The sequence below is a fragment of the Weissella thailandensis genome, assembly GCF_001932615.1.
Lineage (GTDB): Bacteria > Bacillota > Bacilli > Lactobacillales > Lactobacillaceae > Weissella > Weissella thailandensis.
Window position 1 is genome coordinate 16,156 of sequence record NZ_CP014333.1, and the last position, 19,227, is coordinate 35,382.

Below are 19,227 nucleotides of genomic sequence, written 5' to 3' on the forward strand. Positions count from 1 at the left end.
TAAACATACTTAATGCGTATGAGGAGGATTAATGATGAAGATTATTACGTTTTCAGCCATAAAGGGTGGCGTTGGCAAAACAACACTTACCTTTAATTATGGTGAGTGGTTAGCTTCCCACAACAATAACGTCTTGTTTGTCGACTTAGATCATCAAAGTAATTTAACTCAAACCTATGGAATTTATGATAGTGCAGAAACTGTCGGAAATATCTTTTTAGGAAGAGGTAAAGTGAAAATACATGAAATCAAAGACAATATTAGTTTAATTGCTGGAGATATGCACTTAGATGATATTGAAAGAGATCTTGAAAATAAAACAAATAAAAATATGTTGCTATACATGTGGTTATCAGATAACTATGATCGTTTGAATTTAGAACGCTTTGATTATATTATTTTGGATAGTCATCCTGATTTTTCTACGGCAACCAAAAATGCAGTGATTATTAGTAACGCTATACTTAGCCCAATTACACCTAGTGAACATGGCTACAATGCAAAATTTAATTTAGAAGAACGCATAAACGAATTACAAAAAGAAGCAATAGATTATTCTAGTAGACAATCTTATGTAACTGCTAAGTTATTTTTTATTGCTAACATGATTAAACATAATACTAAATCTTCCCACGAACTGCTAGAAGCATTAAAAGATGACCCTAACGTCCTTGCAACAGTTCCAGAAAAAGAATTATTCAATCGTTCTACACTTGATAAAACGTCGTTATCAACAATGGCTCTTGATCATAAGACATATATTAATCAACGTGAATTTTTTGATAATATTGATAAAACATTCCAAGAAATTACTAATAGATTATAGACAATAGATATATTTATTAAACATATGTATACTTAGTACGTATGCATATTAAGTATAAAGGAGAATTGGATATGGCATTTAACCCAGAGAATAAACAAATAAAACAAGCTCTACAAAAAACAGAGCAAATTGAACCCAAAGATAAATTAGTAATTCCTGTATTTAATGATGCAGATGAAGATGAACGAACAAAAAATTATACATTTTCACTTCAACCAAGTGTCAGAACGAGACTTGACGCTTTAGCAAAAGAACATAATTTTAAATCTGCTTCTAAATTTCTTAATGAACTAATCAAAAACATGTGATAAAAAGGAGGCAGATAAAATGGACCAATTATCGGGTTAAAGACCGGAAGGCCGTTATCAATGACTTTAAACAAGTTCATCGGGCTACTAATCGGCAAGAAGCCGAACCAAAATTTCATGACTTCGTCAACAACTGGGGCATCAGACCTATCCCAAGTTAATCAAAAATCTGCTTAAAATGCCGAATCTGCTCACTTTCCTGGGTTTCCCACCAGCTATTCGCGGTTCATTGTATTCAACCAACTCGATTGAGAACTTTAACAACAATCTCAAACGCAACACCAACCACAAAGAACAATTTCCAACGGAAGATTCACTCAATCGATTCCTGATTTCTCAGTTTAATGTCTACAATGAGAAGTCCATGAAGCGAATCCATCGCGGATTTAAAAGACTTCAGGACACCCTGGAAGCATCCTTTATTAAATTAACCACATATTATATGTACGGAGGCATTTCATTTACACAAGATTCTTGACGCTACCCATATTACTCAATAGATTAATATCAAATGGTGAAAATCAACGAAAAAAGGAGATCTATCAAGCGATCTCCTTCCCAATAAATCTCCTCTTACATAAAGTTATTTATGAACACTGATTTAAGCTAAGCTGCCGATATCACAATTTCACCATCCACTAAATCAGCCTTCAAGTTTTTGACATCTAAGTGGTCAAGGTAGAAATCCGTTACCTTATCACGAATTTGTTGTTCAATTACTCGCCGTAATGGCCGCGCACCCATTGCTTCATCATAGCCTTGTTCCATCAGCCAATCTTTGGCCGCTTTAGTTACCTCAAGTTTGATGGATTTTTTGGCTAACGTTTTTTGTACATCCGCCAACAGCAAATCGACAATTTGACTTAAGTCTTGCTTAGTCAGATGTGAAAATTCCACGATTCCATTAAAACGGTTCAGAAATTCTGGGCGGAAAAATGGTGCCCAAACCCCGTGAATTGATTTATTATGTGAGTAGAAAACCTAAGGTTTTCACGAGCTTAATCAATCAATTCACTTGCCTGAAAGGCAAAACAAAGGGGGTGGGGTTTGTGAGCGAACAACACAATATGGCTAGCACTTATTCGGAGAAACAACCTAATCGAAAAGAAAGTCGACAAATCAATTTTAGAGTGAGCGAGCAGAACTATTCAAAGCTTTCGCAATCTGCGAAAACTTTGAATATGTCCGTGCCTGCTTTTGTCAAAAAGAAGGCACAAGGGGCGCGGATCGTTGCCCCTAAGATTGGCGCAAAAGAAGCCCAAGAATTATCCCGTCAATTAGCAAAAATTGGGGGTAATCTCAATCAGTTAGCCAAACACGCCAATCAAGGGGGCAACGTTCCCGCCCAAGCATTGCAGGAACTGCAAAGTGAGGTGGCACGAATATGGCAACAACTCACATAAAACGGTCTGCCAGCGCGTCACGTCTTGTCAATTACGCCGAAAAACGAGCGGTCTTAAAAGACGGACTAAACCTTGATGTTGACTACGCAAAAAGTCAATTCAAACAAGTCCGTGAAGTGTATGGCAATCAAGGCAAGACGCAGGCGTATGCTAGCCGTATCTCGTTTAGTCCCGAAGAATTTGACCCGACAAACGAATATGACCAACAAAAAGCGCTCGATATTGCCAAAGAAGTGTATCAAAAAACCTACCCTAATCAGCAAGTCGCTTTATACGAACATGCCGACACGGACGCTTTACACATTCATGCCGTCATTGGGGCAATCGACTTAGAAACAGGGAAAAAAATGCACGGTAACTGGCAAGAATACCGCGAAAAATTAGTCCATAATACCGATGAAATCGTACAAAAACATGGGCTTGAGGTTACGAAAGTTGACCCTGAACGCTATGAAAAACGTTCTATGGCAGAAATTAAAATGCATGATCGTGGGCAACCCACATGGAAAGACCAAATCAGACAAGCCGTTGACAGCACCATGTCTAATCCCCTTATTCGCGATTTTCAGACGTTTAGAGACGATTTAAAGCAAAAGGCGATAGATGTATGGGAACGAGGAAAAGACCTTACCTATCATCTCACAGGCACGAATTATAAAGCACGTGGTAACAAACTCGGCACAGCTTACCAAAAGGAGGCAATTTACAATGAGTTGGAAAGACGTACCAGAGACCAAAGAGACACCCAATCAGAGACCCGAAAACCAGATACAAACCAACCTGATAGCACTCAATCAGACCATGAAAGAAATCAGGAACTATCAGGGCACGCAAATTCAACTACAAAGCAAGCAACAAATCGAATTGACCGAACAACTGACACAAATCGAACAAGCCAGTCAGCGCGTCAATCAAGCCTTTCAGAAGACATTGAACGATTTAAACAGCAACAACGAGACCAACAAAGAACAATTAGTCGCGACGCTAAAAGACGCGCAAAACCACTTCAACGAGCAGACAAAGACCGTCAATCAAAGGACAATAGCCGAACTGCAAAAGATAAACAGCGTCCAACAGGACAACAACAATACGTTGAAAACCCTAAGCGACAGCCTAAGCCAGACCGTTCAAGGGACTATGGACCAAGTCGCTAGTCGGTTATCTACTGAAATTAATCAAACTCATAAAAAAATGAGCTGGTTTGAAATAAAAAATTATTTGTATGCTGTTATACCAACAGGATTACTCTCAGGGTTCATATTTTGGCTTCTAACATATTTTTTTGCCTAACTAATATTTTTTATGTATACCGCCCTGTTTTTTAACAACACATAACTCTCTCAATGCCTCACAACAAAACGACTAATTGAAATCCTATCGTTATAACCAGCTCGCAAAGCTCTCTCTCGACATTTCACCAACAATCCCCTAATTGGGGCAATTGGTGAGCTTCATTATGTGCATCTCATAACGACTGACTTTCGCCACAGTAGATTACGTGCAAGCTATCCCTTACAACCCATTCGGTTGTGTTTTGACGTTGTTTATATATTGTTAACACATGAAGATATTAACAACTAAAAAACGTCTCTAATGATGGTTTAGAGACGTTTTTTCATATAGGTAACTGTTTAACCCTTTACACAATCCGGGGACTACCGACTTCGATTCATTACTGAACCAGCTTCTCCGCAGGCTTTATGTCTTCATCACGGCGCAACCCGTGACCGAATCCTAATTAGCTATCCAAACGTGGACTAATTAGCATTTCCTCTCCATTTCTTTGTTTACACTGTCCGTGGAGCGCACAGCAAGGACCTTCACTTAACGTCCTAGAGTCCACCTAGGCTTCTTTTTAGCTGCGTGAGTTATACGCTTGTTTGATATCGGTTAACACTACTCCCCGGCAAAAGAAAAAGGCTTTGTGGTTCTCTCATCAAGATCCACAAAGTCCGTTATTATCGTCTTTGCCAGGAATTTTCCTGTCTTTTTTTCTAACCATATCTTGTCTAAAAACTTTACACCGCTACCAGATATGTTATACTTAAAAGTAAATCTTGATGTGGTTGTGCACATCAAGTCATACCAAGTGGGACGCCAATCCCGACAAGGTACTTCTTATAAAAAGCAATCTCCAAGAACACCAATTCTTGGGGCTTTTTTTTGCATTTGTATTTAATTGATGTTTTCAGTTTACCACAGCAAACCCTTTCATGAAACAAGTAATTCATATCTACATAATTAAAAAATCATAGAAAGTCATCTAAGTTGTGTTTAATTATTTGCAGTGCGTGGCAAAAATTTCTTAAAAGATACCTCATTAAATGCTATATACAACACATAGCGAATAGAGAGTCATATGGGTGAAACGGTAACTGACTAACTCTTTTCTACTTGTATTTTTCATATTACTTATTTTTCTTGTATGTATATTTTATTGGCGTAGTCAACTATGTTAATTTTTTTATTTTAGTTATTGCCCCTTGGTTAATTTTTGGATTATTATTCTAACCATTAAGTATGTTTATATTAAGTTAGTCGTACCAGTCGGTAAATGCTTTTAATAGCTATAATGTACATTGTAAGCAACTTTAAATTTTTGCTTATATCAATATATATTTAAAACTGTTCCTATATCAATAAATGGCACATCTTTTTCTAAACACTCGTTCTAATTCTGTCGGAATTAAACCAACTGATGTAATTTGAGGTTCGGATTACCAAGTCCTCAAAATTGGAAAAAGTTGTTTGAAAGGCAAACTCTCTCTTCAACAATGAGTGAAAAGCTTCAATTGGCCCATTATCATAAGGATAACCTTGTTTTGAGTATGAGTGGCTAATCTGATGCCGTTCAAGTAAAGTTTCAACTTCGTTGCTGGTGTACTGTGAACCCATGTCAGAGTGAAAATATTGTGGCTTTTGATGACATTCAAGCGCCTTATTAATCGTTTCTACAACTAACGTCGCCTCCATCTGACGACCAATCTTGAAAGCAAGAACTTGATGAACCTTTGGTTCGTAAATAGAACTGAGATAAACCCAGGTTCCTGGACGTAATTCCAAATAAGTAATGTCAGCACGCCATATCCTTGCATTGGGCTGGTGCTTGATTAAATTGGGGCGTTGTGAATGATCCACATGAGTGCCAGGTTTTTTAAATCGCCGATTCATTAAAGAGTGAATCTCCATTTCCCTCATTAATCGTAAAATTCGTTTTGACCCAACACAGATACCTGACTTGCGAAGCACCATCGTTATTCGTGGATAACCATAGGCACGATAATTATTTTCCCAAATCAATTTAATTTTTTCTTTGAGCTGATTATCAACACGTTCGTGTTGACTAGGTTGATATCTTTTCCAATGGTAATAGGTGCTGCGCGGTAATTTCAGTGCCGAAAGAATAATTGATAAGCGGTGTCGCAATAACTGATCTTCTATGAAGACAAGGCAATTAATTCGTCCTAATGCTTTCCCAGTAACACCGCCGCAGCTTTTAAAATTTCAAGTTCCTCCTTTAATCGCTGATTTTCCTTTTGAAGTTGTTTGAATTCTTTGGACGTTACTTCCGTACCGTCTTCTAGCTCAACTGATTTAGCGCCTTTAACCCAGTTATGAATTGCGGCTGGAGAAACACCGTATTCCTCGGAAAGCGAGCGAATAGATCTTTTCTCTTCACGATGCATCTTCACAATGCTGGCTTTAAAATCATCTTGATATCGTTTCATTGGAATGCTCCTATCTTATTTTATTAATTATGGCACAACTGTTCAGAAATTTATGTACCAAATACTAGGATAGGAGCACTTATACACCTATGTTGATGGAAGCATTGCATTTAAGTTTATGGTGTATCATGGTGTTATACAAATTAAAATTATAGGTGGTTTAGAATGAAAAAAATTTATTTTTTATGTACAGGAAATTCTTGTCGCAGTCAAATGGCTGAAGGATATGCAAGAAAAATATTGCCGGCAAATGAGTTTCAAATCGAGAGTGCAGGGATTGAAACTCATGGGTTAAATCTAAATGCTGTTAAAGTTATGGCTGAAGATGGAGTAGATATTAGTAGCCACTACTCTAAATTAATTGATCTAAATTATTTGAACACTTCAGATTTAGTTATTACTTTATGTGGTGATGCCAAGGATAAATGTCCTATGCTTCCCCCTCAAACCAAGAGTTTACACTGGCCTTTATCTGACCCAGCGCAAGCCACAGGAACTTTAGAAGAACAACTACAAGAATTCCGTAAGGTTCGTGACGAAATTAAAAAATTAGTTACAAGTTTGAATAACTACGTTCATTAATAAAAAAACGCCATATAGTGCCGCAGTAAAACAGTCCAATTAATTTATTGACTTCTAAGTAAAATACCAGGAGTTTTGCTATGAGTTAACTATGATCCTAGGTGGTCACTAAAACATTCCTTAATTTAGGGTCTATAATTAAAATACCCCCTCGAAAACATTGAAAGAATACCCCCCAACATCTATATTATATATGTTGGGGGGGTATTTATTTTGATATTATAATTTATAACGCATATTAAATCACTAGTTTTTTCGGGAATTAGATTTACCGCTCATTTCAAGAGCACCACTTTCATAATGGGCCCAACATGAGTAGATTTCGGCTATTTTAGTTGCTTTATCAATGGTATAGACGACGCGGTGTTGACCATTTACCCTTCGAGAATAGTAACCAGCCGCAGGTGGTGCTTTTCATGGTAGCGCCGCCTACCCGTTAGACTATATTCAATACTTATTAGCGCAACGCTTTACTAGTTATCACGGCCTCTGTCAGCGACAGGCACCAGCAGCTGATCAACAAAGTGATGTGATCCTGCAGACTGAAAAGAATATTTTAGTCCACCTATTCATCACCGCCAAAACACCACTACCTAGCAGAATGATCATTTATGGCAGTCATGGTAAAATCGTGATTCCTGACTACTGGAAGGCCAGCAGTGCCACTTTATATGATAATACTGACCACGCCACTTCGTTACAGGTCACTCAAAATAGCGAATTTGTTTTTGAGATTCAGCACTTTAATCAACTCTGGTACCAACATCAACTGACTAGCCCAGTTATGACGCCGACACTCACCTGCCACACCGTAGCAATTATCGAAGATTTATACCGCCAATGGACCACAAGTATTTGATTTGAAAAGCGCTTTCACAACTGTTATAGTATTGGTGTAATCAATAGTTATGAAGAGGGGGCATTATGACAACTTACAATTATGACTTTCCAAAATCAAAAGCACAACTCAATCAACTGATTGCCGATATCAGCCAATTAAAGGTCAACGTTCAACAAACACACTGGTATATGCGCGGTGAAAACTTCTTCCGTCTCCATCCGCTGATGGACGAATATGGCGATCAACTAAGCGAACAGCTCGATCAAATTGCAGAACGCTTGATTGCTTTAAACGGCAGCCCACTGGCAACAACTCACGAATTCATTGAAAATACTGGCCTACCAGATGACAAAGTCGCTTTTGATCAATTAACGATGACTGAATTCATGCAACGGCTAGTTGATCAATTCAAGTACCTACGTGACCAATACCAAAAAGGAATCGAAGTTACTGACGAAGAAAAAGACTTCCCAACTCAAGATATGCTTAATGGCTTCAAGGATGAAACCGATAAAAATATTTGGATGATCAGTGCTTATCTAGGCAAAGCACCATTCGCTGACTAATATAAAAGACCATATGGCTATAAACGAGTAGCAATATGGTCTTTTTCTTATGCTGAAAAAATAGCAACCAATAACACGACAATAATTCAGGATATATTAAAACCGAAAAAATGATAAAACTGAAGATAACTTAGACAAACTAGAAGAGTTTTAATTTCATTTAGCAGCAGTTGATTAAATCAACTGCTGCTTTTTTGATCAAGCTAAATTAGCTTGCGCCGTTTGCGCAAAACTCCGCCTGAAAGGCTCCTGCCGAAAGCATGCTGATGATGCAAAATCATTCGGCCGAAAGCCCCCGTCTGGAAGACTTTTTTACTCAAATTCCGTTAGCAATTTTGAGTAAAAACGCTGTGCAATGCCAAAATGGCTAGCCAATCGGCTAACCATTTTGGCATTGCACAGCGAACTTGGGGGTCAAGGGGAGCGTTAGCTGTCCCCCTTGCAAGCACCGCATCTGCCACAAACGTAGTCTTGTGGCTAGCATGCGGGTTGCTTGCCAACCCCCGCGAATTGATTTATTATGTGAGTAGAAACCCTTAGGGTTTCACGAGCTTAATCAATCAATTCGCTTGCCTGAAAGGCAAAACAAAGGGGGGTGGGGTTTGTGAGCGAACAACACAATATGGCTAGCTCTCTATCCGATAAACAACCCAATCGGAAAGACAGTCGGCAAATCAATTTTAGAGTGAGCGAGCAGGACTATTTAAAGCTTTCGCAGTCAGCGAAAACTTTAAATATATCCGTGCCTGCTTTTGTCAAAAAGAAGGCACAAGGGGCACGGATCGTTGCCCCTAAGATTGGCGCAAAAGAAGCACAAGAATTGACCCGTCAATTAGCAAAAATTGGGGGCAATCTTAATCAATTAACCAAACATGCCAATCAAGGGGGCAATATCCCTGCCCAAGCATTGCAGGAACTGCAAAGTGAGGTGGCACGAATATGGCAACAACTCACATAAAACGGTCTGCCAGCGCGTCACGTCTTGTCAATTACGCCGAAAAACGAGCGGTCTTAAAAGACGGACTAAACCTTGATGTTGACTACGCAAAAAGTCAATTCAAACAAGTCCGTGAAGTGTATGGCAATCAAGGTAAAACGCAGGCGTATGCTAGCCGTATCTCGTTTAGCCCCAAAGAATTTGACCCGACAAACGAAGATGACCAACAAAAAGCGCTCGATATTGCCAAAGAAGTGTATCAAAAAACTTATCCAAACCAGCAAGTCGCGTTGTATGAACATGCAGATACTGGCGCCTTGCATATTCATGCGGTGGTTGGTGCAATTGACCTTGAAACAGGGAAAAAAATGCATGGAAATTGGCAAGAATATCGAGAAAAGTTAGTCCATAATACTGATGAAATTGTGCAAGAACATGGATTAGCCGTGACTCAAGTTAACCCTGAACGGTATGAAAAACGTTCTATGGCAGAAATCAAAATGCAAGATCGCGGACAACCGACATGGAAAGACCAAATTAGACAAGCAGTCGATAGTACTATGTCTAATCAACTTATACACGATTTTCAGACGTTTAGAGACGATTTAAAGCAAAAAGCAATAGATGTCTGGGAACGAGGCAAAGACCTTACCTATCAACTCACAGGCACGAATTATAAAGCCAGAGGGAAAAAACTCGGCACGGCTTACGAAAAGGGGGCAATTTATCATGAGTTGGAAAGACGTACCAGAGACCCAAGAGACACCCAATCAGAGACTCGAAAACCAGATACAACCCGAATTGATAGCTCTCAATCAGACTTTGAAAGAAATCAGGAACTATCAGGGTACACAAATTCAACTCCAGAGCAAACAGCAAATCGAGTTGACCGAACAGCTCCAACAAATCGAACAAACCAGCCAACACGTCAATCAAGCCTTTCAGACGACCTTGAACAGTTTAGAAAACAACAACAAGACCAACAAAGAACAATTAGTCGCGACGCTAAAAGACGCGCAAAAACAGTTCAACGAACAGACAATGACCATCAATCAAAAGACAATCGCCGAACTCAAACAGATAAACCGCGTACAAAAGAGCAACAACGATACCCTGAAGACCTTAAGCGACAGCCTAAACCAAACCGTTCAAAAGACTATGGACCAAGTCGCTAATCGTTTATCTACGGAAATTGATCGAACACATAAAAATATGAGTTGGTATGAAATTAAAAATTATTTGTACGCGGTTATCCCGACTGGTTTGCTCTCAGGACTTGTATTTTGGCTTTTGACACATTTTTTCGCTTAAATAATATAGAAATAGCGAAGATATATTGAAATGGCTTAGAATGCGAAATAAGGACAATTGAGAGGGGTTAAGAAAATGAAAGAAGCGGAACAAATTGAAAAATTATTAATGCAAGTGGAAAAAACAAATTTACAGAATTTAATGAACTAATCATTAAACGGAAAAGACCCACTTAAAAAGCAGGTCTTACATGCCTTATACACGTATGCCCTAGATAAAAAATAAGACCGGTTACTTAAAAATAAAAAGTTTGTGATTTAATAGCAATAGCGTTCTATCTAGCTGTTAGTCAACGGTAAATTGAATTAGAGGGGATTACTGCTTTAGTAGTTAGCCCCTCTTTGAGACTTTAAGGAGTTGACTGACTTCACTTAACTAAAAGCCTTATGTTTTAGGAAACAACCCATTGTTTCCTCGAGCCCCACTGGCGGCGAAGTCATATCGATCAAGCTGACTTCAGTTTGGGCGGAGTTTAGGGCGACAGCTCCCAAGGTTTTTTTAATGTGGTGCTTGCGTCACACCTTTTTAGCAACGACCGTAGGGAGGCTCAATGAGCAAAGCGAATGGAGTTAAATGTGAGAGTGATTTTCTCTCACTCCTTTTTTGCTTTGTGTTTTTGTTTGATTAATAGCAATTGTTAGGGTACAAGCACACGTGTACGCGCGTCTGTAATTTTATAGTAATTTATTTATAATTCTAAATACTTATAGAGAGTGAAATTCTTTTATATCAATGATAGTTTGGCATATATATGAGTAAAAAGCACACGACTTATGAGTAAAAAGCACACGACTTATGAGTAAAAAGCACACGACTTATGAGTAAAAAGCACACGACTTATGAGTGTATATTTATAAATGAGTTGATTTATCTCATTTATAAATATACACTCATATAAAAGAGTGAACTAATTAAATTAAGGAGGTGGTCTATATGGCTGATAAACGTTATTTTTTATGGACAAATGATCGGAATTTCAACAAAGAAGATTTTGAACAACAGCGTTTCTTTCAAGTTGCTGAACATAATGATTTAATTACGAAAGCGCGCCATGATTTAAATGCGCGTGAATTAAAAATCATGGACTATGTAGTTTCTAAAATTAAGCCTGAAGATGAGCATTTTAATGTCATTCAGACTTCGATGTATGAGCTATCAAATGTTTTGGACTTAAAACGCAGTGGTCGGACTTACTCACAATTGGCACAAAATCTAGCTGATATGCGAAAAAAGGATGTTTATATTTACAGTGAAGAAGAAAAGCGAGTAACAATGACTGGTTGGTTTGAAGTTGTCGATCTTTGGGAGAACGGTCAAGTCCAGCTAAAAATTAACGAACGTTTTGCTCCTTTTCTATTAAAGTTAAAAGATAATGGTAATTATACGCAGTACTTTCTTGATGACACGGTACAACTAAAAAGTAAATATTCAATTTTGTTATACAAATTGATTCGTGAGGCTGATAAAGATAATGGAAAATCGATTGCTATTGTACAAGGCTCTCCTGATGATTTTAAGCAATGGTTGGGTGCTCCAAAAAGTTATGCATATGGATATTTAAAGCGTGATGTATTAACTCCGGCGATTAAGGAAATCAACTTAAAAATTAAAGATATGGATTTGGAATTATTTCAAGCGAAGCGTGGCCGTTCAGTCACACAAGTAGAGATTCATAATAACTTTATTCGTAATCGTCAATTTAATTAGGGGGACTTTTGATGACTGATTTGGTGGTCATTCAACCAACTATAACCAACAATCAGTGCCACTTATTTGCCCAGAAGAATTTGCTACTGCTACAACAGCCAGTCTTGTATGCCTATAAGCTAGGCGTTGCACGAGTTGATAAAGCTTTTTGGTCTCAAGATGAATGTATGAAATCACTAATAGAAGAACAATGAAAAAACAAACTAGGAGGGTTAAAGCATGACACCTATGTCTTACGAAGAATCAATACTTAAAAGGAAACTGACATTTCCAGAAGTCTTAATTTATGGCAATAAATATAATACTGTAAGTTCTGATGGCAAAATAGCTTATATAATTCTATATAATCAACTTGAAAAAGCATTACAAGAGAATTAGATTGATGAGCAAAACCATGTCTATTTCAAATTCAATTATGGAGAGATGAGTGAATTGTTTCATTGGACATTAACTAAAACGAAGGACATACTCTCGGAACTAGAAATAAAAGGCATGGTACAGATTGCTTCAGATCCTGAATTAGGTATAATCCAACGAACTTATTTAGCCGAATTATCATTGTAGAAATATAAAAAGTGTGCTCACATTACGCACATCATTGCAGTATCATTGTGCGCAACGAAGGAGGAATTAAGCATGAAGCTTTATTCTATGAAGGATATTGCAGAAGAAATTGGTAAAGATAAATCCAACGTTTATCGATATATAAAGAAAAACAATATTGCGCACAATGATGTAAAAGAGCGCACACTATTGTTTAACGCAACGCAGAAAAACACCATTATAAAAGGCATGTCAAGCAATTCAAATGATCATGTTGCGGCCGTTGCGCAACATGATCAGCACAATGAATATCATAGCGAAGCGGATAATAATGCTTACCAAATTATTGCTGCTATGCAGGACAATATTAAGAACTTAAAAGAACAAAATGCTTTGTTAGCCAAACAGTTGGAAAGCAAAGACAAACAACTTGATGAGGCACAAAAACTAATTGACCAGCAACAACAATTAAACCTATCAACCCAGCGTCTTTTAACACAACACAATGAACCGCAGGTAGTTAAGCAACAAACACAAACTAAGCAAAAAAGTACTGCACAGGTACAACAGTCAGAAGAAAATAGTAATGATCAAAAAAACCTTCAAAGAAGGGGTTCTTTAAGCGCTTCTTTGATAATTAAAAGGCGTGAATTTTAATGTCAAACTCACAGCAATATCTTGATTTATATCAATTTACACCTGAGGAAAATCGACGATTTGCATGCTCAAACTTTACTAAGTTAGTGCATACCAACGCCCGCTTTGAGGGAGTTAATACAACTTTACCACACCCGCAAACGATAATGGACGGCATGAGCGTTGCGGGTGTGGTAGTGGAAGATGTTTTAACGATTGTTAATTTAAAGCGAGGTTGGCAATGTGTTCAGAAATCAGCTTACATCCAAAATATTCGCCATTAATTACCCAAACAAAAATTTCAAACTTGATCCACGTCAATTCTTTATCGGTCGAACCACTATATACTAAAGACATCAATTAAGAAATGGAGCGGGGATTATGAAATTTCAAAGATATATTAATCAACACACAAATCAAATTACATTGATAACGGCAATATTAATTGGCGTAGGTCTCTTGGGGAAAGTTGTTGACAGCGATATGATCTACACGGTTTCATTTATCGCCGCTTCAATTATCTCAGCTGTGCCGATCGTTCTTCGGGCGGTTTCAGCACTCCGGTTTAAAACGATCAGCATTGAATTACTTGTCAGCATTGCTGTGATTGGCGCTTTCATCATTGGCGAGTACAATGAATCAGCAATCGTCACTTTCTTGTTCTTATTTGGGACGTTTTTGGAAGACAAAACGTTGGCCAAAACCCGCCACTCAATTAAAGATTTGACGGAAATGGCACCGACTACCGCAATGATTGTAGATGATGACGGCAACACTGAGGAGACGGATGTTGACCTTGTCGACGTTGACGACGTCGTCTTGGTCAAAGCCGGCGGTCAGATTCCGGTTGACGGGGAAATTGTGGATGGATCCGGTCACATCAACGAAGCCAGTATTACTGGTGAATCAAAACTAGTCACTAAGGGCACTGGCAATCAGGTATTCTCTGGCACCATCTTAGACAACGGAACACTTAAAGTTCGGGCAACCAAGGTTGGCGACGACACCACGTTTGGCAAAATTGTTGAACTGGTTGAGGATGCTCAAGACACCAAGTCGCCAGCAGAAAAGTTTATTGACAAATTTGCGACTTATTACACTCCGGCAGTTTTGATCATTGCATTGATTGTGGGCTTGGTTACCAAAGATTTCCGATTAGCGATTACCGTTTTGGTATTGGGATGCCCTGGGGCCTTGGTCATCGGCGCCCCTGTTTCAAACGTGGCTGGAATCGGTAATGGTGCGAAAAACGGTGTCTTGATCAAGGGCGGTGAAGTGATGAACACCTTTGCCAATGTCGACACGTTGGTATTCGATAAGACCGGGACCCTGACTGAAGGGAAAACGGCGGTTACTCAGTTCAAAGATTACTCAAGAGACCAGTTGGCCTTGCAAATTGCCACAGCCGTTGAAAAGCAGTCGGATCATCCATTGGCACAAGCAGTTGTTAAATTCTCAGGTGATCATCATATTCCGTTTGAGGACGTTCAAGTTGCCGATGCTGACACAGTCAAAGGCCGTGGTGTTAAGGCAACTGCCAACGGTAAAAATGTTTTAATTGGTAATTTGAGAATGATGAACGATGAAAATGTTGATTTGACGTCTGAACAACGTCAAGACTTGGAAAATATCCAAGGCGAAGGCAGTTCAACAGTTATCGTTGCCTTCGACGGGCAAATTCAAGCCATTCTTGGTATCTCGGATGTGATTCGTCAAGGCGTTAAGCAAAGCCTGGCGACACTCAAGTCACTCGGCATCAAGAAGACGGTTATGCTGACCGGTGATAACCTGCAGACAGCCAATGCCGTTGCAGAACAAATCGGCATTGACGAAGTCCACGCAGAACTTTTGCCGGAACAAAAAGTCGAATACGTTAAACAATTCCAGCAGGAAGGCCACAAGGTTGCCTTTGTCGGCGACGGCATCAACGACAGTCCGTCATTAGTGACGGCTGACATCGGGATTGCCATGGGAAGTGGAACCGACGTGGCGGTTGAAACCTCTGATGTCGTCTTGATGTCATCAGGATTCAATGAATTGATCCATGCATATGGACTTTCCAAAAAAACGGTCATCAACACCAAGGAGAACATTTTCATCGCCATTGCGACGGTTGTCGCCCTCCTGATTGGCTTGATTCTCGGATTTATTTACATGGCCAGCGGAATGTTTGTCCATGAAGCCAGTATCCTGGTTGTCATCTTCAACGCAATGCGATTAATTAATTATCAGCCAAAAGCTGCCAAACTTGATCCAGATCAATTATCGGTTGGCGAATAGGATGTATCATTAAAACAGTAAATGAGATGGAGGTTATCAATATGAGTAAAGCAATTTTACAATTAGACGCGCTGTCATGCCCGTCATGCATGCAAAAGATCGAGGGCGCACTTGAAAAGCAGGATGGTGTGGAAAACGTCAAAGTCTTGTTCAATGCAGCCAAAGTCAAAACTGATTTTGACGGCGATAAAATTTCCGCAGACAAATTGTCAGACACGGTAACTGATTTAGGCTATAAAGTTCAATCAATGAAAGTGAAATAGGTGAAGAATATGACAACAGCAACCCCCGAAAAATTATTTGAAGCAGAGGTTAAGCAAGCAGATATCGACCACCATACCCCAACGGCTGGTGCGATGACCGGCCACATCGTTGCCAATTTGGAAGTTTTATCCAACAAACTCCAGATGGCAAAATGGTATGTGAAGGGAATGTCGGCCCAACAGCTGAAAGTCCTATTCGGCGACTTACTTAAGCAGGCGTACGACCAAAAGGATGCCTTGGGCACGGTCTTAATCGATGAGGCCTTAATTACGCCAAGTACCCAAAAGGAATTCACAGAGTACACCATGTTGGAAGAAAATGGCCAGAACAAATATGAATCTGTAGAGTGGCTGGTCAACGACTTCGTTCACGACTATGACACTGAGAACATGTTTGTCACCCGGGCAATTAAGCTTGCTGAAAAAGAAGACCGTCCAGTCTTGGCACAACATTTGGTTGACCTGCTGCAAGATAACAACCACAACATCGCTACTCTGCAGGCCTTGCTTGGTAAGACACCACGAGAAGGCTTGGATGAGGAAGACGACGAAGATTAATCCTCAATAGATACACGAAAAAAGTTCCGAAGCAATTTTACTTCGGAATTTTTTTAATATCATTTTTTCGAATTCAAAGATTCAAACAAATCAGCACAATAACACAGGCAATCGTACTTGCCAGGATCTACCAGCCAATCCGATAAGCTGTCCGCTGATAGGTTGAAATTTGTTCCTGACTTAATTTGTCAAAATCAGGCATCCTACTTTTAATCGGTAGGCCCAAAGGAAACGTGATTTGCGATCGATTAAGGTTAATAAAACTGCCTTACTATGCCCACGGGGGCCAACAATTATATCTAATTCAAAATCACCGATGCGATTACGTCGATTAACCACGATGGGTCGCTGTTCAATTGACCGTCCTAATGATTGATTATATTTAGAACGTTGGTCAAGGTTACGCCGTTGGCGCACGCCATGTTCAGGCAAATCATTTAAAGAAAACTCAATTTTTCCTTGATTTAACCAATTATAAATTGATTTAGTCGCTAATTTAAATTCGTGAGCTATCATTTCTGGTGACCAGCTTAGCCGTAAATGGTTTAAAATTATTTGCCTTAACTTGTCATTCAATTTAGTCTTTCGGCTACATCGTGACCGCTTGTATTCGGCATCTGTTTGGGCCACTTCGGCCTGGTAAGGTTCACATCGAGCTAATTCATAAGAAATTGTGGCAGTTGATCGTTTTAGGCGATCGCTCATTTGGATATTGGACAGGTCTAGTTCACAAAGGGTTTCGATTTTAATTCGTTCAGAATAGGTTATACTAGACAAAAGATCATCTCCTAAAAGATGTGTTTGTGGTAAACACCATTTTAAGGGAAGCTGATCTTTTTTTCCAAACAGCATCGGATTAATTTTACAATCTACCATAAATTTAAAAGTGATAATACCCAACTTAATGCTGACAAATAAAAAATAATCGCAAATGCATATATAGGGTCTATAACTATAATGACCCCTCAAAAAGACTATTAAAACAGCCCCCATTATCTGACTAGTAGATAATGGGGGCTGTTTTTTTATAAAATGATATAATACTCCCTAGATAGGAGAAAACGTATGTCTAGACAAAAACGATCGATCAAGGAAAATAATGATAAATTAAAAGTTCAATTAGAACTCCTCCGTAGTTATACGGAACACTTTGACTCAGGTATGATTCATATGGATTTGCCAATGGCTACACAGGTTCGTGTATTAATACATCAAACAGATAAGTCCAATTTATTGACTTCTGAGCACTTTTTCATCCGGCTGTTGTCGGCGCCGATCATTGTGCGATCGGGGGTGGGCATATGAATTCATTGATTAGTTTAGAAAAAATTAATTATCAAATCGCTGATCAACATATTTTACATGATGTTGATTGGCAGATTCCAGCTGGGGCTCATATTACATTAACGGGACCATCCGGTGGTGGGAAAAGTACGTTATTACGGATCATTGCGGCCATGATTTCTAAAACAAGTGGGACCTTGCTTTTTGATGGGCAGCCGATTGAAAGTTATGACCCAATCATGTATCGGCGGCAAGTCTCATATTGTTTCCAACAACCGACGTTATTTGGTGAGACGGTGGCAGATAACTTAGCTTTCCCGTACCAAATTCGTAAGCAAGTCATGGATACGCAACGAGTGGTAACGGCGTTAAATAATGTTGGGCTGTCCGAACGAACCCTGTATCAGCCGATTATCGAGCTTTCCGGTGGTGAACGGCAGCGGGTCGCGCTGATTCGCAACATCTTATTCTTACCAAAAGTGTTGTTATTAGATGAGGTGACAGCTGGTTTAGATGAAAATAATAAGCAAATCGTGCACGCCTGGTTACGACAGTTAAATGAGCAGGATCACGTGACAACGATCATGATTACTCATGATGCGACAGAGATTGCTGCGGCAGATCAGTTAGCAAAAGTGGTTGCTGGCAGATTGGAGGTACACGCATGAATTTAGCAGTTAATAATACGTCGCTATTTTTGGCGGCAATGTTAGTGCTCGTCGCGTTAGGAATTAGTTTGTGGCAGAAACTTGGCTTAGATAGGGACATCGTCATTGGTGTCGTGCGGGCTGTTGTACAACTATTTATCGTGGGTTACTTGCTAAAGTATATTTTCCGAGTCAACAATTTGTGGCTAACGCTGGCGATGATGGGCTTCATTATCTTCAATGCGGCTTGGAATGCGAAAAAACGGGGGCCGGGGATTGACCATGCATTAGCCATTTCGTTATTAGCCATTTTTGTTAGTACGGGGGTAACACTTGGCGTCCTCGTGCTATCTGGTGCGATTAAGTTTGTGCCATCGCAAATGATTCCCATTTCTGGTATGATTGCGTCGAATTCAATGGTCGCAATTGGGCTGGCTTATCGCAGCCTCAATAGTCAGTTTCATGACCAGCGGCAAGGTGTGCTTGAACGGTTGGCGTTAGGGGCTGGTCTACTTGATGCTTCGATTGCCATCGTGCGTGAGGCGATTCGTACGGGGATGTCACCAACCATTGATTCGGCAAAGACTGTGGGTCTAGTCAGTCTGCCAGGGATGATGTCCGGTTTGATCTTTGCAGGGGTCGATCCAGTACGGGCCATTAGGTATCAAATTATGGTCACGTTCATGCTCTTATCAGCGACTAGTTTGGGGTCAATCATTGCGTGCTATTTAGCTTACCGTAATTTCTATAATGAACAAAAACAGTTGAAGTAATGACTCCTGATTGCAGTCCCGCGGGGAGTCCTTT

Annotated in this window: 19 protein-coding genes and 4 pseudogenes; 20 read left to right on the forward strand and 3 right to left on the reverse strand. The window is 39.5% G+C overall.

Annotated features, from left to right (window positions below; translation table 11 throughout):
- The first annotated feature begins 34 nt into the window (after window positions 1-34).
- The 3 genes and pseudogenes from FOL01_RS10630 to FOL01_RS10640 form a co-directional block, all read left to right on the forward strand.
- A complete protein-coding gene (locus tag FOL01_RS10630) occupies window positions 35-826 on the forward strand; it encodes a ParA family protein (RefSeq protein WP_042493534.1) in 792 nt (263 codons plus the stop codon).
- Between the two features lie 71 nt (window positions 827-897).
- A complete protein-coding gene (locus FOL01_RS10635; RefSeq protein WP_075270658.1) occupies window positions 898-1,134 on the forward strand; it encodes a hypothetical protein in 237 nt (78 codons plus the stop codon).
- Between the two features lie 32 nt (window positions 1,135-1,166).
- Window positions 1,167-1,612 (forward strand): annotated as a pseudogene (locus tag FOL01_RS10640) (transposase); the annotation flags it as partial.
- Between the two features lie 128 nt (window positions 1,613-1,740).
- Here FOL01_RS10640 and FOL01_RS10645 read toward each other — a convergent pair.
- Window positions 1,741-2,079, reverse strand: a pseudogene (locus FOL01_RS10645) (ATP-dependent Clp protease ATP-binding subunit); the annotation flags it as partial.
- A gap of 104 nt (window positions 2,080-2,183) precedes the next feature.
- Here FOL01_RS10645 and FOL01_RS10650 point away from each other — a divergent pair.
- A complete protein-coding gene (locus FOL01_RS10650; RefSeq protein WP_075270659.1) occupies window positions 2,184-2,537 on the forward strand; it encodes a MobC family plasmid mobilization relaxosome protein in 354 nt (117 codons plus the stop codon).
- A complete protein-coding gene (locus FOL01_RS10655) occupies window positions 2,519-3,691 on the forward strand; it encodes a relaxase/mobilization nuclease domain-containing protein (protein ID WP_075270660.1) in 1,173 nt (390 codons plus the stop codon). Before FOL01_RS10650 ends, FOL01_RS10655 begins: the two co-directional genes overlap by 19 nt.
- A 1,504-nt stretch (window positions 3,692-5,195) precedes the next feature.
- Here the strand turns inward: FOL01_RS10655 and FOL01_RS10660 are convergent.
- Window positions 5,196-6,265, reverse strand: a protein-coding gene (locus tag FOL01_RS10660; protein ID WP_156835038.1) for an IS3-like element IS1163 family transposase whose coding sequence is annotated in 2 segments (ribosomal slippage) — window positions 5,196-6,037 and window positions 6,037-6,265 — 1,071 coding nt in all. Because the reading frame shifts where the segments join, the coding sequence is not laid out codon by codon here.
- Window positions 6,266-6,430: 165 nt separating this feature from the next.
- On the opposite strand from FOL01_RS10660, the gene arsC reads away from it, so the two are divergent.
- The 13 genes and pseudogenes from arsC to FOL01_RS10730 all read left to right on the forward strand — a co-directional run bounded on the left by arsC (window position 6,431) and on the right by FOL01_RS10730 (window position 16,489).
- The gene (gene arsC, locus FOL01_RS10670) at window positions 6,431-6,847 is read left to right on the forward strand and encodes an arsenate reductase (thioredoxin) (protein ID WP_075270662.1); all 417 of its coding nucleotides are present in this window, start codon (window positions 6,431-6,433) and stop codon (window positions 6,845-6,847) included.
- A gap of 445 nt (window positions 6,848-7,292) precedes the next feature.
- Complete coding sequence (locus tag FOL01_RS11570; protein ID WP_418385075.1) at window positions 7,293-7,706, forward strand: hypothetical protein; 414 nt, start codon at window positions 7,293-7,295, stop codon at window positions 7,704-7,706.
- 65 nt (window positions 7,707-7,771) lie between these two features.
- Window positions 7,772-8,254, forward strand: a complete 483-nt coding sequence (locus FOL01_RS10685; protein ID WP_002822190.1) for a Dps family protein — start codon at window positions 7,772-7,774, stop codon at window positions 8,252-8,254.
- Between the two features lie 604 nt (window positions 8,255-8,858).
- The gene (locus FOL01_RS11225) at window positions 8,859-9,212 is read left to right on the forward strand and encodes a MobC family plasmid mobilization relaxosome protein (RefSeq protein WP_075270663.1); all 354 of its coding nucleotides are present in this window, start codon (window positions 8,859-8,861) and stop codon (window positions 9,210-9,212) included.
- Window positions 9,194-10,366: a relaxase/mobilization nuclease domain-containing protein gene (locus FOL01_RS10695; RefSeq protein ID WP_075270664.1), complete on the forward strand. Its 1,173-nt coding sequence runs from the start codon at window positions 9,194-9,196 to the stop codon at window positions 10,364-10,366. The genes FOL01_RS11225 and FOL01_RS10695 overlap by 19 nt, the downstream gene beginning before the upstream one ends.
- A gap of 1,069 nt (window positions 10,367-11,435) precedes the next feature.
- Window positions 11,436-12,209, forward strand: a complete 774-nt coding sequence (locus tag FOL01_RS10700) for a replication initiation protein (RefSeq protein WP_075270665.1) — start codon at window positions 11,436-11,438, stop codon at window positions 12,207-12,209.
- Window positions 12,210-12,220: 11 nt separating this feature from the next.
- A complete protein-coding gene (locus FOL01_RS10705; protein ID WP_075270666.1) occupies window positions 12,221-12,403 on the forward strand; it encodes a hypothetical protein in 183 nt (60 codons plus the stop codon).
- A 25-nt stretch (window positions 12,404-12,428) separates the two neighbouring features.
- Window positions 12,429-12,587: a helix-turn-helix domain-containing protein gene (locus tag FOL01_RS11160; protein ID WP_156835039.1), complete on the forward strand. Its 159-nt coding sequence runs from the start codon at window positions 12,429-12,431 to the stop codon at window positions 12,585-12,587.
- Window positions 12,588-12,845: 258 nt separating this feature from the next.
- On the forward strand, window positions 12,846-13,409 hold the full coding sequence (locus tag FOL01_RS10710; RefSeq protein ID WP_075270667.1) for a DUF536 domain-containing protein: 564 nt from the start codon (window positions 12,846-12,848) through the stop codon (window positions 13,407-13,409).
- Window positions 13,409-13,636 (forward strand): annotated as a pseudogene (locus FOL01_RS10715) (filamentation induced by cAMP protein fic); the annotation flags it as partial. The gene FOL01_RS10710 and the pseudogene FOL01_RS10715, both read left to right, overlap by 1 nt.
- A 133-nt stretch (window positions 13,637-13,769) precedes the next feature.
- Window positions 13,770-15,668 carry a heavy metal translocating P-type ATPase gene (locus FOL01_RS10720; protein WP_075270668.1) on the forward strand — a complete coding sequence of 633 codons (1,899 nt, stop codon included), beginning with the start codon at window positions 13,770-13,772 and terminating at the stop codon, window positions 15,666-15,668.
- 41 nt (window positions 15,669-15,709) lie between these two features.
- On the forward strand, window positions 15,710-15,931 hold the full coding sequence (locus FOL01_RS10725; RefSeq protein ID WP_075270669.1) for a heavy-metal-associated domain-containing protein: 222 nt from the start codon (window positions 15,710-15,712) through the stop codon (window positions 15,929-15,931).
- 9 nt (window positions 15,932-15,940) lie between these two features.
- Window positions 15,941-16,489: a ferritin-like domain-containing protein gene (locus FOL01_RS10730; protein WP_075270670.1), complete on the forward strand. Its 549-nt coding sequence runs from the start codon at window positions 15,941-15,943 to the stop codon at window positions 16,487-16,489.
- A 207-nt stretch (window positions 16,490-16,696) separates the two neighbouring features.
- Here the strand turns inward: FOL01_RS10730 and FOL01_RS10735 are convergent.
- A pseudogene (locus FOL01_RS10735) lies at window positions 16,697-17,266 on the reverse strand (IS30 family transposase); the annotation flags it as partial.
- Between the two features lie 524 nt (window positions 17,267-17,790).
- Between FOL01_RS10735 and FOL01_RS10745 the strand changes: the two are divergent.
- Complete coding sequence (locus tag FOL01_RS10745) at window positions 17,791-18,441, forward strand: ABC transporter ATP-binding protein (RefSeq protein ID WP_075270672.1); 651 nt, start codon at window positions 17,791-17,793, stop codon at window positions 18,439-18,441.
- On the forward strand, window positions 18,438-19,193 hold the full coding sequence (locus FOL01_RS10750; protein ID WP_031367153.1) for an ABC transporter permease: 756 nt from the start codon (window positions 18,438-18,440) through the stop codon (window positions 19,191-19,193). The genes FOL01_RS10745 and FOL01_RS10750 overlap by 4 nt, the downstream gene beginning before the upstream one ends.
- Window positions 19,194-19,227 lie beyond the last annotated feature (34 nt).